The 13,860-nt window shown below is 51.8% G+C and carries 10 protein-coding genes; 4 read left to right on the top strand and 6 right to left on the bottom strand.

Going from position 1 to position 13,860, the window contains the following annotated elements; all coding sequences use genetic code 11:
• Positions 1-8: 8 nt before the first annotated feature.
• From EG028_RS27795 to EG028_RS23370, 6 genes are all read right to left on the bottom strand, one after another.
• Entirely contained in the window at positions 9-206 is a 198-nt protein-coding gene (locus EG028_RS27795) for a DUF2267 domain-containing protein (RefSeq protein ID WP_185096830.1), read from the bottom strand.
• A gap of 10 nt (positions 207-216) precedes the next feature.
• Positions 217-1,458, bottom strand: a complete 1,242-nt coding sequence (gene clpX / locus EG028_RS23390; RefSeq protein ID WP_120518742.1) for an ATP-dependent Clp protease ATP-binding subunit ClpX — start codon at positions 1,456-1,458, stop codon at positions 217-219.
• A 203-nt stretch (positions 1,459-1,661) separates the two neighbouring features.
• On the bottom strand, positions 1,662-2,378 hold the full coding sequence (clpP, locus tag EG028_RS23385) for an ATP-dependent Clp endopeptidase proteolytic subunit ClpP (RefSeq protein ID WP_120518744.1): 717 nt from the start codon (positions 2,376-2,378) through the stop codon (positions 1,662-1,664).
• The gene (locus EG028_RS23380) at positions 2,368-3,738 is read right to left on the bottom strand and encodes a trigger factor (RefSeq protein ID WP_120518745.1); all 1,371 of its coding nucleotides are present in this window, start codon (positions 3,736-3,738) and stop codon (positions 2,368-2,370) included. The genes clpP and EG028_RS23380 overlap by 11 nt, the downstream gene beginning before the upstream one ends.
• Positions 3,739-4,271: 533 nt before the next feature.
• The gene (locus tag EG028_RS23375) at positions 4,272-5,435 is read right to left on the bottom strand and encodes a hypothetical protein (protein ID WP_120518746.1); all 1,164 of its coding nucleotides are present in this window, start codon (positions 5,433-5,435) and stop codon (positions 4,272-4,274) included.
• A 2-nt stretch (positions 5,436-5,437) separates the two neighbouring features.
• On the bottom strand, positions 5,438-5,836 hold the full coding sequence (locus EG028_RS23370) for a hypothetical protein (RefSeq protein ID WP_120518747.1): 399 nt from the start codon (positions 5,834-5,836) through the stop codon (positions 5,438-5,440).
• A gap of 372 nt (positions 5,837-6,208) precedes the next feature.
• Between EG028_RS23370 and EG028_RS23365 the strand changes: the two genes are divergently transcribed.
• The 4 genes from EG028_RS23365 (at position 6,209) to EG028_RS23350 (ending at position 13,844) form a co-directional block, all read left to right on the top strand.
• Complete coding sequence (locus EG028_RS23365; RefSeq protein WP_162946613.1) at positions 6,209-6,811, top strand: RNA polymerase sigma factor; 603 nt, start codon at positions 6,209-6,211, stop codon at positions 6,809-6,811.
• Positions 6,812-6,884: 73 nt separating this feature from the next.
• Complete coding sequence (locus tag EG028_RS23360) at positions 6,885-8,066, top strand: FecR family protein (RefSeq protein ID WP_120518749.1); 1,182 nt, start codon at positions 6,885-6,887, stop codon at positions 8,064-8,066.
• Between the two features lie 343 nt (positions 8,067-8,409).
• Positions 8,410-11,802: a TonB-dependent receptor gene (locus tag EG028_RS23355; RefSeq protein WP_120518750.1), complete on the top strand. Its 3,393-nt coding sequence runs from the start codon at positions 8,410-8,412 to the stop codon at positions 11,800-11,802.
• A 14-nt stretch (positions 11,803-11,816) separates the two neighbouring features.
• On the top strand, positions 11,817-13,844 hold the full coding sequence (locus tag EG028_RS23350) for a RagB/SusD family nutrient uptake outer membrane protein (protein WP_120518751.1): 2,028 nt from the start codon (positions 11,817-11,819) through the stop codon (positions 13,842-13,844).
• Positions 13,845-13,860 lie beyond the last annotated feature (16 nt).

The following is a 13,860-nucleotide window of genomic DNA, read 5'->3' as shown; positions in this document are numbered from 1 at the left end:
GATTGTTGTTAATCCAGGAAGTCGTCAGCAGCGTCCTGCTTTGATGCAGCGCTGCCTGCCATTCCTTCGAACCATGCATCCACATTGCCCGCGATCACAGGGGGCAATTTGCTTTTCACAAAATCCTTCACGGCTTCTATTGCTTTAACGGCCTGCTCGTCTGTAATGCCTGCCTTGTCTTTCAATTGTTGGATCAGCTCCTGCATGGGGTTTGTTTTAGGCTACTTTTAAGGTTACCAGTGTGCTCTTATCCAGTTTCTCCGCGCAATATTCGCGTGTGAGCACGAATGTTTTTTCGTTTGCCGAGGGAAGGTTGAACATCGCGTCCGCCAATACCACTTCGCAGATGGAACGGAGACCACGGGCGCCCAGCTTGTATTCCAGGGCCTTGTCCACGATATAGTCCACCGCGTCGGGTGTAATGGTCAGCTCGATGCCTTCTACCCTGAAAAGTTTTTTGTATTGTTTTACGAGGGCGTTGCGCGGTTCTGTCAGGATCGCGGCAAGGGCTTCCTTGTCCAGCGTATTCAGGTAGGTCACGATCGGCAGGCGGCCCAGCAGTTCGGGGATAAGGCCGAATTGTTTGAGGTCCTGTGAATTCACGTAACGGAGAATGTGCTTGCGCGCGTCTTCTTCCCTTTCTTTGTTCACGGTGAAGCCGATGGAGTGCGTCTGGATCCTGCGGGAAATGATACGGTCCACGCCGTCGAATGCGCCGCCGCAGATGAAGAGGATGTTCTGCGTATTCACCTTGATGAGCTTTTGCTCCGGGTGTTTACGGCCGCCTTGCGGGGGCACAAGTACTTCTGTGCCTTCCAGGAGTTTCAGCAGGCCCTGCTGTACGCCTTCGCCGCTAACGTCGCGGGTGATGGAAGGATTATCGCTTTTGCGGGCGATCTTGTCGATTTCGTCGATATACACAATGCCTCTTTCGGCTGCTTCCACATCGTAGTTGCACACCTGGAGGAGGCGGGTGAGAATGCTTTCAACGTCTTCGCCTACGTAACCGGCTTCGGTGAACACGGTGGCGTCCACGATGGTGAAGGGTACGTTCAGCAGCTTGGCGATGGATTTGGCCAGGAGGGTTTTACCCGTACCGGTTTCGCCCACCATGATCAGGTTGCTTTTTTCGATCTCCACATCATCGTCCGTAACTGTCTGATTGAGACGTTTGTAGTGGTTGTATACCGCTACAGCCAGTATCTTTTTGGCGTCATCCTGCCCGATCACATATTCATCCAGGAAGTGCTTGATCTCTACCGGCTTGGACACTTTGGGAACAAAATGGGAGGGAGTGGCCTTTTTGGTTTCTCCACCCGGGTTCAGTTCCTGTTCTATGATCTCCTGGGCGTTTGCCACGCAGTTTTCACAGATATGCCCTTCCGCACCGGCGATCAGTATTCTTACCTCGTCTTTGTTACGGTTACAGAAAGAACAGCGTATCTTGGATTCTTTCATCTAAATAATTTTAATATGAATGCTGAGTCCCTTACTGGGACCACAAATTTAAGCATTTTTTCGGGGGGAGTGCAAAAAGAAAACCCTATTCCCAGCAGGGGCAAAAATGGAATCAGGCATCTCCGGAAGGGCAGGAAAGGTATCATGACCGGTCCCCGGGAAGATGAAAATAAAACGTCCCGCCGGAGCGGGACGTTTCTGCATTATTGAGGATTATTTTCCGCGGCTTTTTTCTTCGGGTTCTTTTCCAGAACGTCGTCGATGATGCCGTATTCTTTGGCTTCGTCTGCGGTCATCCAGTAATCGCGGTCACCGTCTTTTTCCACACGTTTTACGGACTGGCCGCTGTGGGTGGCGATGATTTCGTTCAGCTCTTTTTTGAGTTTTACGAACTCGCGTGCGGTGATCTCGATATCGGAGGTCTGGCCTTCGGCACCGCCATGAGGCTGGTGGATCATCACACGGGCGTGTTTCAGCGCGGTGCGTTTGCCTTTGGTACCTGCCACGAGCAGTACGGCGCCGAAAGAGGCGGCCATACCGGTACAGATGGTAGCCACTTCGGGGCTGATGATCTGCATGGTATCATAGATGCCCAGGCCGGCGTATACGGAGCCACCAGGGCTGTTGATGTACATCTGGATGTCCCGGTTACGGTCGGCTGATTCCAGGAACAGCAGCTGGGCGGTGATCACGTTTGCCACGTAATCGTTGATAGGGTCGCCCAGGAAGATGATCCTGTCTGCCATGAGGCGGGAAAACACGTCCATCTGGGTAACGTTGAGCTGGCGCTCCTCGATAATATACGGCGTCAGAGAATTGATCTGATGTTGGTGGTGACGCGCGTAACTATCTACAACCAGGCTACTGATCCCTCTGTGCTGGATGGCATATTTCCTGAATTCGTTGTTATTAATGTTCATGATGGTGATGTTTATGAGGTAATTTAACAAAATCTTCGGCGGAAATTTCCTCTTCTTTTACGTTCACCTTGGTTTCAGCCCAATCAAACAGTTTTTGGGTGATCATTTCGCGATAGGTCTGATCCACATACTTTTCGTCCTGCAGGAGGCGCTCCAGGTAGCTGTCCAGCCACTCTGCCTGTTCGCCGCCGAGGCCGTAGTATCCCATGATCTTTGCACGGGCGCTTTCTTTCAGTTCCTCGAAGGAAACTTCCAGGGAATTATCGCGGATCAGTTTGTCGCTGATGAGGGTCCAGCGCAGCTGATGGTCGAAGCTCGGGTATTCGTGTTCGGCTTCCTCGGCTGTTTTCGGGTTTTCCCCGCCTTTCTGCAGCCAGCGTTTGAGGAATTCTTTAGGAAGCTCGATGGGTGTTTCGTGCACCAGGGTTTCGAACAGATCGTTGTGCATGTGGTTGGTAGCTTCCTGCTTCCAGTACTTGCCGATCTCTTCTCTTAGTTTTTCCCTGAATGCTTCTTCTGTTTTGATCTCCTGGCCGGGATATACTTCGTTGAAGAACTCTTCGTTCAGTTCTCTTTTTTCGATCAGCCCCACTTTGGTGATGGTGAGCTGGAAGTATTTGTCCAGGGCATCTTTATCAGTAGCCAGGCCCAGATCTTTCACGATGGCTTCGCCCTGTGTTTTATCAAAGGCTTTGGACAGCTGGATAACCAGGGTATCGCCGGCTTTTTTGCCCATCAGTTCTTTCTGGGTGGCTTCGGAGAAGGATTTTACCAGCAGGGAATTTTCTTTCTTTTCAGCGCCTTCGGCTACATGGCCTTTTGCGTCTGATTCCAGGAATTCCAGGCTGAGTACATTATTTTCTGAATCAATGTTTTCGGGATCGGACATTTTGCCGCCTTTCAGCTGCAGGCGCTCCAGCTCCTGGTTCACCACCACATCCGATACTACTACGTTATAGCGGGTGAGGGAAGTTTTGGAAAGAAGGGCGTTTACATCGAAAGAAGGCTTCAGGCCCACTTCAAACTCGAAATTATAGTCGGAAGGTGTCGCGTAATCAAGGGATTTGGCTTCTGTATCCAGAGACAGGGGCTGGGCGAAGATCTCCAGTTTTTCCTGCTGAAGGTAACCCATCAGTTCCTTTTCTACGGTTTTCAGCACCTCGTCCTGGAAAAGGGCCTGGCCGCTCATTTTTTTGATCATGCCGGCAGGAACCTGGCCTTTCCGGAACCCCGGAATGCTTGCATTCTTGGAAAAATGCTTTACAGCTTTCTCGAAATTGGGAAGGTAATCTTCCTGGCTCACTTTCACAGTGATCTTATCATTTAATAAACCAATGTTCTCTCTGGTTACGGTTGCCATTTGTTTTTTGTTAATATATTAAAACACAGAATAAATAAAGCTTGTTTATGGCTGTGAAGCACTAGTCTGCGAAGATTGTGCCACGGGGCCGGGAGCGGGAATTCCTGCCTTTTTAGCAGAAAACGTACGGGCGGGGGCAGACAAATTATCATTTTATGCCGGCCGGGAACCCGTTCCCCTGAGCTCCGCCGGTTGCTGTAAAGCGGTAGATATCAGCTGTTTGCAGAAAAATGCCACCACCGGCGAAGCGCGAAGATAGTGCGTTTATGCGAGATTTGAAGGGGGAAAAGGATTAGCGTAGCCTCCCTTCCTGCAGCCGGCAAGGGGCTAATGGAATATTAACCCGCATCAACTCCGGATCAAGTCCGCCTCATCTCCACCTCAAGTCCACCTTCCCTGTATCTCTCCTATAGCCACCATAGCAGGTTCCAACTACTACGCAGCAGAAATAAGGCTATTTAAAAATAGCAAGGCAAAATACTATCATGTCATGACCTCCCGTGCGACTGGTGGCGGCTTTCCGTATGTCGTTCCTAGTCCTTAAACGTCAGTTTTTCATTCCCAAAGCCCCAATTCAACCCAAAAAGCGCCAGGATCCTTGATTTATCCATCCCGAAATCACTGCCAAAGGCCCCGTTCAGGTAAAGGTCTTTGCCCACCCGGTAATTCAGGAACCCGATCACACGCTGCGATTGCAGATCGCCTTCCACCACGTAATTCCGGTGCACCGCCTCAAAACCAATGCTCAGCGGGTCAAATTCAAAGGACAGCCTGCCGCCCACATCAAAACTGTTGGAATTGGTGATAAAACCTTTTTCCGTGGTGTAGTTGTCATACATATACCGGGTATAGGCAGATATCGTCAGGTAGTTCTGTTTGGTGCTTTCGCCATGCGCGTTCAGCAGGAGGTTGAGCGACAGCGTGCTCCAGATGCCCACTCTCCCTGTTTTCCACGCCGTGTCCGCGATGCCGTAAGTGGCGTAAGCGCCCGCCAGGTCCCACTGAAAGGCCGGCTTCTGCGCGATATGATCTTCTATGGTCTGTCTCAGGGAATCGATCTTGTCGCCGGCCTCTTTTCTTTTCCTGGCGAAGTTCTTCGTGGCTTCGGCGATCTTTACCGGGTCGTCCCCCGCGGCTATAAAGTCCGGATCGTTCACCAGCGCGGCGATGCGCAACGACTGGTTTGCCCGGATATCGTTGATGATATTGTTCAGTTTTTCGCTGTGAGCCGATGAATAGAACCGGAGCAGCGTGGTCCTGAAACCGGCTGAAAATACTTTCTGCGTGGCGTCCGCGGTATCCGGCACCAGGTCTTTCTGCAAAAAGGCCACGGAGATATTCGTCATCTTCAGCGCGGAAAAAGGATTGGAGCGGTACACATCCGCTTTGGTAACGGGGTCTTCATGCCGGCGGATGCCCAGGAATTTATATGCATCCCTGTTCTTCGGCAAAGCCCACCAGTAAGGCGTAAACTCCGCCGAGTAATTCTGCGGCCAGCTGCTTCCTTTATCAAAGTTCTGCAAAATGCCCAGCCCGAACGCTTTTGGCGTAACGGGCGTTTCTATCAGGGTGGGAGAGATGTCCACGAGTTTAAACGCGCTGGATTGCGGCACAGCCTTATGGTCCGGTTCTTTTTCCTGCTGCGCGAAAAGCTGGCTGCCGCACATCAGCAGGAGCAGGGTGAATATTCTTTTCATGCTCAGCTCAGTTTAATGGTTTTGTGCAGCCAGATATCCGTGAAATCATCCAGCGCATCGATCTTCAGGTCTGCCTCGGGAAATTCTTTGTGGCCGTCTTTACCATCGTCCATCACATACCGCGCGGTGATCTTTTCAAATTCGATCTTGCGGGTTTCTTTGTCCGGCCAGAAAAGAAGGATATTGGTTACGATGAGCAGTTTATTGCCTTTGAGGCTGGCAGCGGAACCGATGGGCATCTGGATGATGTCTCCGGTAGCATCTTTGGATGCGCAGCCGGAAATAGGGAAACGGTCTGTGGAAGTGATGAGGAAACCGCGGGTGGTGGCAATGCCGTTGCTGGTAATGTCTACCGCGAGCCTGATCTGCTGCCCGCCGGTTCCTACTTTGTAAGAATCCATTTTGTAGGGTTTTATAGGTTGAAAGAAATTTAAAAAGAATATATCATATATATGCCGGTTGAAGGATTGGCGTGTACTTAACACACTTGTTGCTGAAGCCCGCTGGTGCCGGGAAAGGGTTACCGGGGTTAATCTTCCTGGCATATAAAGTTAATGATTTATAAGGTTTAAAGGGCTGCATTTACAGCTGCCGGCTGAATACCCACCTGTTGGTATTTTGACTTTTTTCCCTGATTTAGGTAAAAGGATTTAGCAAACCCTTGGTTGGTCAGTTCCTTTTATTTAGATTTACAACACAAGGGGATTTCTCCCTGTAATTCCATGTGACCAAAACGTATGCCGGGCCCGGCGATGGGCCTAAATTTCAACCAAATGAACAGTATCTCATCAGAATCGGCGTTATGCAGGCGGATGGCCGCTGGTGATGAATCGGCTTTCGCCAGCCTGTATGAACAATACCAGCCAAAACTGCATCTTTTTATTTATCCGCTTACCGGCTTTTCGCTGCCCGATACCCATGAAGTGATCCAGGATATTTTTATCAAACTCTGGCTCCGCAAAGAAACACTCGTGAACATCACGTCGCTGCAGGCGTACCTGTTCACCATGGCGCGCAACCGCCTGGCGGACCTCCGTACCCAACAGGCCCGGCAGCGCAAAGTGATCGGCTTGTTGCAACTGCAGCAGCCGGAAAGCCATTCGGACGTTCAGGAAAAACTCGAGCTACGCGAATATCACCGCATCGCGCGGGCCCTCATCAATAAACTGCCCAAACAGAAACGCCGCATCTTTATCCTCCGCAACGAAGAAGGCCTTTCGCTGGACGAGATCGCCGCCGAGCTGAACATCACCAAGTTCGCCGTGAAAAAACAGCTATACGAAGCCACCTGGTATCTCAAAGCCTGTCTCAGCACACATGCCGATCTGAAAATTCTTAGTATCATTCTCATATTCAGCATTTTACAAACACTCTGACACCGCTGGAAATTTTTTTTCCGCAAAAGGTGTTCTTTCTCTTTCCCCAACAGTCTTATTAGCAAGCAAGGTTATGAGCCAGGAAAAAATCATTTACTTACTGGACAGGTATGCTTCCGGCACAATGACCGAAGCAGAGCAAAAAGAACTGTCGATCTGTTTGCAGTCTATGGACGAGCCGGAGTTTAAGGCCGTAATGGACAGGTATGCGCAGACGGTGGAGCAGTCCGGTGTGCCCGGCCCTCCGGATGCTGTGCTCTTTGAGCAGATCAAGGAGCGGATCGCGGGCATGGAAGCGGAAATGCGTCCGGCCCGCCCACGTATACGTTACTGGGCTGCGGCGGCGGTGCTGCTGGTATTGCTGAGCGCAGGGGCTTACCTGCTTAACAGGCAACCGCAGCAGACCATCGCCGTGAAACCCGCCACGGACACCTTGCAGCACGAAATCGGCCCCGGTGGCAACAAAGCGGTGCTTACCCTGGCAAACGGCGCTACCATCTTGCTGGACGAAGCGGCGGACGGTACGCTGGCACAGCAGGGCGGCAGCAATGTCGTGAAGCTGGGCAACGGGCAGCTGGCTTACGTTGGCGGCACCGGTGAAACGGGCGGCAATATGTATAATGTCATTGCAACGCCCAGGGGCGGGCAATACCGCATTGCGCTGAGCGACGGTACGCAGGTATGGCTCAACGCGGCGTCTTCCATCCGTTACCCCGCCGTGTTCAGCGGAGACGAACGAAAAGTGGAGATCACCGGCGAAGCGTATTTTGAAGTGGCCAAAAACGAAAAGAAGCCATTTAAAGTGGCCATCAATAAATCAACAGAGATCAACGTCCTCGGCACGCACTTCAACGTAAATGCCTACGAGGACGAACAGGATATCAGGACCACCTTGCTGGAAGGTAAAGTGAGCATTTCCGTCTTTCAGAACCAGCAGGTGCTGAAGCCCGGCCAGCAGGGTACAGTGATCTACGGAAATACCGGCGGTTTCGTGAAAGTGCAGGACGTGGATACGGAAGAAGCTGTGGCCTGGAAAAAAGGTATGTTCTGTTTCAAAAATGCGGACCTGCGCACCGTGATGAGGCAGCTGAGCCGTTGGTACGATGTGGAAGTGGCTTACGAGGGCGGTAACAACGGAGCGGTGTTTGAAGGAAAGATACAAAGAGAATTAAACCTGTCCGACGTACTGGAAGCATTGCGGAAAAACAATGTGCAGTTTAGGATAGAAGGCAGGAGGATCATCGTAAAACAGTAATTATAAACCGATAAACGATACAAAAGCGTATTCCACTATTAGAGAAAAATTTGATCTAAAATCCAGTTATGAACCAATAATCATTTTCCACATCCGGCCTTATACGAAAAATCCGCCCCGTTATTAACGGGACGGACGGACCTTGTATGTTCTCAGCATACAGGGCCTGAAAGGCGTAAAAAAAGTCGCAAAACACATTTTTATCACCCAAATCGAAGTTATGAAATTAACTGCTTTGTGCCAAAACGAAGCCGGTGCGATATTCCAGTGTCTCAGACATGTTGCCGGCCTGTTCGTTGGGTCAACCAAAATGCTTCACAAGCGAAGTAAACTATGGGAGATTATGAAATTATCTTTTCTTCTGCTCACCGTCGCCTCATTGCAGGTTAGTGCCACCGGATTTTCGCAGCAGGTCACCTATTCCGGTAAGGACGTGCCTTTGAAGAAAGTATTCACGGCCATCGAAAAACAGGCCGGTTACGTTTTCTTTTACGATGCGGCCATCCTCGAAAATGCCAGGCCTGTTACCGTAAACGTAAAACAGGGAACCGTGGAAGCCCTGCTGGAAAACTGTTTCAGGGATCAGCCCCTGGAATATTTTATCAAACAGAAAACGGTATTCATCGTGCGCAAGCCGGAGGCGCCGGTATCCACTGCTTCTTCTCCTTCGCCGCCGGTAAAGATCACCGGTAAGGTAACGAGCGAAAAAGGCGAACCGTTGCCGGGCGTAACCGTACAGGTGAAAGGCACCGCCACCGGTGCGCTCACAGACGGGGAGGGCAACTTCTCCATCACCGCGCCCGACGCCAGAGCGACGCTGGTCATTTCTTTCATGGGATTCATTTCCCAGGAAGTGCCGGTAACCTCAGCTGCCCCGCTGGACATCGTATTGAAGGAAGACAATAAAAACCTCAACGAAGTAGTAGTGGTGGGTTACGGCCAGCAGCAGAAGGTGACCCTCACGGGCTCCGTCGCCACGGTGTCCAACAAAGAGATCGTGACCACCAAAAACCAGAATGTGCAGAACATGCTGACCGGTAAAGTACCCGGCCTGCGTGTGATACAGAATACATCCGAACCGGGTGACTTCACGAACCAGTTCGACATCCGTGGTTTCGGCGCTCCGCTTATCGTAATCGACGGTGTGCCGCGCGGAAACATCCAGCGGCTGGACCCCAATGAGATCGAAAGCATTTCCGTGCTGAAAGACGCTTCCGCGGCTGTGTATGGCGTGCGCGCGGCGAACGGTGTGGTGCTTATCACTACCAAAAGCGGCGGCACCAGCGGCAAAGCGCGCATAGATTACTCCATGTATTATGGCCTGCAGAAGCCCTCCGGTCTTCCCCGCCCGCTGGACGCCGTGGACCGTTTTACGATCTTCAACGAGCAGTCCATGCACAACGTGAACTCCCCCACCTGGGTGTTTCCCGAAGAGATCATCAAACCTTACCGCGACGGTACCAAACAAAGCACCGACTGGTACGGCGAAGTAATGCGCGATTATGCCCCGCAGTCTTATCACAACCTGAGCGTGAACGGCAACGCCGGCAAAAAGATCGATTATTTCATCAACCTTGGTTATACCCAGCAGGGCGGTTTCTGGAAAAGCAACAGCCTGAACTATAAAAGGTATAATCTGCGCACGAACCTGAATGCGCAGATCACAGACAGGCTCACCGCGTCGATCCGCCTGAACGCCATACTGGATCAGAAAGACAGCCCGTACCGCGATTCCTGGGAGATCTTCAAAAACCTCTGGCGCTCACATCCGGACGATCCTTATTACGCGAACAACGATCCGAAATATCTCTACCACAACCTCGCCGACTATCACCCCGGCGCGATTGCGGATGAAGAGCAGTCCGGGTTCAAAAAGCGTAATTCCAAAACCTTCATGAGCACTTTTTCCCTCGAATACAGGGTACCTTACATCGAAGGCCTGACGGCAAAAGGTATGTTCAGCTACGATGCCACCATCAACGACAATACCACCTATCAGAAAGAATTCTCTGTATACGAATACAACGACGCGGGCGGTATCTATGTTCCTTACAAGTATCACATCCCCAATACGCTGAACCGGAGTTACGCCATCCTGCCCGGCACGCTGATGCAGTTTTCACTGAACTACGTGAAAACACTCGCCAAGCTGCACAACATCTCCGTACTGGCGCTGTATGAAGAAAGCGAAGGCACGGGAGACAGCTTCTTTGCGCAACGCGAACTGACGATCCCTCTGCCTTATCTTTTTGCGGGCAACTCCGCTAACCAGATCGGTAATAACAATACCGGCAGCGTGTTCAAAAATGCGAACAGGGGCCTTGTAGGTAAAGTACACTACGATTACAACTCCAAATACCTGCTGGATTTCAGTTTCCGCTACGATGGTTCCTCCCGCTTCCCGCCCGGCAAACAATGGGGCTTTTTCCCCGCGGTATCCGCCGGCTGGCGTATTTCAGAGGAGGCATTTATGAAGAACAACAAATCGTTTGCTTTCATAGACAACCTGAAGATCCGTGGGTCTTACGGTGAAATGGGTGATGACGGCGCTTCTTCTTTCCAGTTCATCACCGGTTACGATTATCCCGCCAGCGGCGGTAACTCACAGGCGCTGGCCGCGGGTTACCTGTTTGGCGACAAATGGGTAAGCTCCCTGGGCTTCAGGAACTCACCGAATATGAACATCACCTGGTACAAAGTACGTACGCTCAACCTCGGCCTGGACGCGAATTTCTGGAAAGGCCTGCTGGGCGTATCCGTGGACGTGTTCCGCCGCGACCGCCAGGGCCTGCTGGCCAACAGGCTGCTGTCCCTGCCCGGTACCTTCGGCGCCAACCTGCCGCAGGAGAACCTGAACAGCGATATGAACAAAGGATTTGAGGTGATGCTGACGCATAACAATAACATCGGCCGCGACTTCAAATACAACCTGAGCGCAAACGTTGCCCTCACCCGCGCCATGCGCAAATACATCGAAAGGGCGAGAGACGGGAACTCCTACAGCAACTGGCGCAACAACTACACGAACCGTTACAACGACGTGTGGTTTGGCTGGGGCTATAATGGCCAGTACGGCTCTTACGAAGAGATCGCGAAATATCCCGTGTACACCGGCCGTTCCGTGCTGCCTGGCGATTACATCTACGAAGACTGGAATGGCGACGGCGTGATAGATGACATGGACCGTCACCCCATCGCGACCACGGTGAACCCGACCGCGGCAGACTTCATGGACAAGGACAGCTATCCGCTGATGACCTTCGGCCTCACCATGGGCGCTGAATACAAAGGTTTTGACCTGAACCTGTTATGGCAAGGCGGCGCCATGTCCTACGCCGCATTCGGTGAAATGTACCAGACCATTTCGCAGAACGCGCTGGACTTCTTTATGGACCGCTGGCATCCGGAAGACCCGACCATGGACCCCTACAATCCCAACACGAAATGGATTCCCGGTTACAATGCCTATACCGGCACTGTGTACGACATCAACTCCGAGCGCGGCATCCAGAACTGTAATTACCTGAGGCTGAAAACAGTGGAGGTGGGTTATTCCCTGCCCAAAAACTGGCTCGGCAGGATAGGCATACAGGACCTGCGCGTGTATGTGAACGGGTACAACATGCTCACGTTCACCAAAGCTATAGGAATTGACCCCGAACATCCCACTGACCTTTACGGGTATCTGTACCCGCTGAACAAAACGGTGAATTTCGGCGCCAGTATTCGATTCTAATAAATTCTGCAACCATGAAGAAATTAAAATATATAGCTGTTTTCCTGATCTGCGGTGCTACGTTTGGCTGCGTTAAGCTGGACATTCCGCCTGTGAATGTGCTGCAGGACCAGGATGTGTTTACCAACGACGCCGGCGTAATGGCCTATATGGCCGCTTTGTACAGCCGCATGCCGATCGAGGATTTTAAATACAGTACTGTGGAAGGAACCCAGGGCTTTAATACCTGGAACATCATCAACAGCCTGTCTATCAATACCGGCGAAAATGCAAACCGCAACAACGGCGGTTTTACCGATCCCGCCAGGGGTTATTGGGGAGAAGCATACGGTGTGATCCGCCAGGCGAACAACCTGATCCAAAATCTCCCGAAATATAGCACCGTATTGAGCCCGGATAAAGTGGGCCGCTGGGTGGGTGAAGCGCATTTTATCCGCGCGTACACTTACTTTGCGTTGGTAAAACGTTACGGCGGCGTGCCTATCGTGACCGAAGTGCAAAACTACGACGGCGGCGATGTATCACCTTTGCAGGTGCCGCGCAGCAGCGAGGAAGCCTGTTATGATTTCATCGGGCAGGACCTGGATTATGCCATCACGAACATGCGCCCTGCCAGTGAAAACTCCGGCCGTGCGAACAAAAACATTGCAGCGGCTTTTAAATCCCGTGTGATGTTGTTCGCCGGTTCCATCGCCCGCTACGGTACGCCATACTCTCCCAAAGGTGTCATGATCACCGGTATTCCCGCCGCTAAAGCGAACGAATATTTCAAAGCGGCTTTTGACGCGGCGAAAAGCGTGGAAGGGGTATACAGCCTTTACAAAAAGAAATGGTCCGCTACCGACAAAGTGGCTACCGCCGATAACTACGCCGATCTGTTCCTGGACAAAACCAGTACCGAAACCATTTTCAGCAAAGGGTATTCCTACCCCGAAGCGGTGCACAGCTGGGATGCGGTGAACGCTCCTCCGCATCTTACTTCCACCTACGGCGACCGTTTCTGCCCAACGCTGGACTTCGTGGAACTGTTCGACGGGCTGCCTAAAAATGCCAAAGGTCAGCTGAACACGCTGAACCCGGACGGTTCTTACAAAGTATTTAACAATGTAGGCGAACTGTGGGAAAATTGCGAGCCGAGGCTGAGAGGCACTGCGCTGCTGCCCGGTCAGAAGTTCAAGGACGGGTTTGTGGACATCCGCCGTGGTACGTTCATCGAAGCGGTGGACCCCGCTACGCCCATTAAGAAGTTTTATCCGGACGAAGACAAGACTGCTTATTCCCGCCTGCAATGGTACAAGGATAATGTAAAGGAATCCAGCGACTGGAAACCTACCGGGCAGGTGGCCATCACCCTGTCTACCGGTGAGAAAGTATATCCTGCCGGGCTGGACGGGCCTACCTCTACCAATGGCGCAACCGTTACCGGTTTCTGCGGCAGAAAGTACATGGACCCCGCACTGCCGTCCGCCGCTACGGCCCTTCACCGTTCTATCCAGACCTGGATAGAGATGCGGTATGCCGAAGTATTGCTGAACAGGGCCGAAGCCGCACTGGAACTGGCGCAGAACGGCGGCACCGTACCCGGTGTGGACCTCATGCAGGATGCGTTTAATTCCATCAACGCCATCCGCGAAAGAGCGGGCGCCACCCTGCTCACCGCTCCAACAGACCTCGCCGCGGGCGCTTCCATCCCGAAAGAACAGGGTGGTTATGTGCTCGCGCCTAACCGTGGCCTGCAGATAATTCGCATCGAAAGAAGGAAAGAGCTGGCATTTGAAAACAAATTGTACTGGGACATGAAACGCTGGAGGACCTTCGACCAGGAGGTGAATGCAAGGACATGGAGGAAATGCAACCCCTTCCTGTTTGCCAAAGGCGCGGATCCTGTTACGATCGATTATGTGGAAGGCAAATATATTTTTGATTGCCGTTTTGACGAACGTAACTCCGCTTTCACTTTCCAGGTAAGAATGTATTACGAACCGATACCCGGTGGTGAATTGACGAAGAACCCGCAACTGGTACAGAATTCCGGTTATTAATGGATTTTAAAACAAG

The organism is Chitinophaga barathri (assembly GCF_003807585.1).
In the GTDB taxonomy this organism is placed as follows: Bacteria; Bacteroidota; Bacteroidia; order Chitinophagales; family Chitinophagaceae; genus Chitinophaga; species Chitinophaga barathri.
The sequence above is the reverse complement of the archived record's forward strand: the minus strand, read 5'-3'. Positions and strand labels throughout refer to the sequence as shown.

What these genes read in the sequence shown, in the direction of transcription:
- EG028_RS27795 (WP_185096830.1), bottom strand. Translation starts at nt 206, where the DNA reads ATGCAGGAGCTGATCCAACAATTGAAAGACAAGGCAGGCATTACAGAC.
- clpX (WP_120518742.1), bottom strand. Translation starts at nt 1,458, where the DNA reads ATGAAAGAATCCAAGATACGCTGTTCTTTCTGTAACCGTAACAAAGAC.
- clpP (WP_120518744.1), bottom strand. Translation starts at nt 2,378, where the DNA reads ATGAACATTAATAACAACGAATTCAGGAAATATGCCATCCAGCACAGA.
- EG028_RS23380 (WP_120518745.1), bottom strand. Translation starts at nt 3,738, where the DNA reads ATGGCAACCGTAACCAGAGAGAACATTGGTTTATTAAATGATAAGATC.
- EG028_RS23375 (WP_120518746.1), bottom strand. Translation starts at nt 5,435, where the DNA reads ATGAAAAGAATATTCACCCTGCTCCTGCTGATGTGCGGCAGCCAGCTT.
- EG028_RS23370 (WP_120518747.1), bottom strand. Translation starts at nt 5,836, where the DNA reads ATGGATTCTTACAAAGTAGGAACCGGCGGGCAGCAGATCAGGCTCGCG.
- EG028_RS23365 (WP_162946613.1), top strand. Translation starts at nt 6,209, where the DNA reads ATGAACAGTATCTCATCAGAATCGGCGTTATGCAGGCGGATGGCCGCT.
- EG028_RS23360 (WP_120518749.1), top strand. Translation starts at nt 6,885, where the DNA reads ATGAGCCAGGAAAAAATCATTTACTTACTGGACAGGTATGCTTCCGGC.
- EG028_RS23355 (WP_120518750.1), top strand. Translation starts at nt 8,410, where the DNA reads ATGAAATTATCTTTTCTTCTGCTCACCGTCGCCTCATTGCAGGTTAGT.
- EG028_RS23350 (WP_120518751.1), top strand. Translation starts at nt 11,817, where the DNA reads ATGAAGAAATTAAAATATATAGCTGTTTTCCTGATCTGCGGTGCTACG.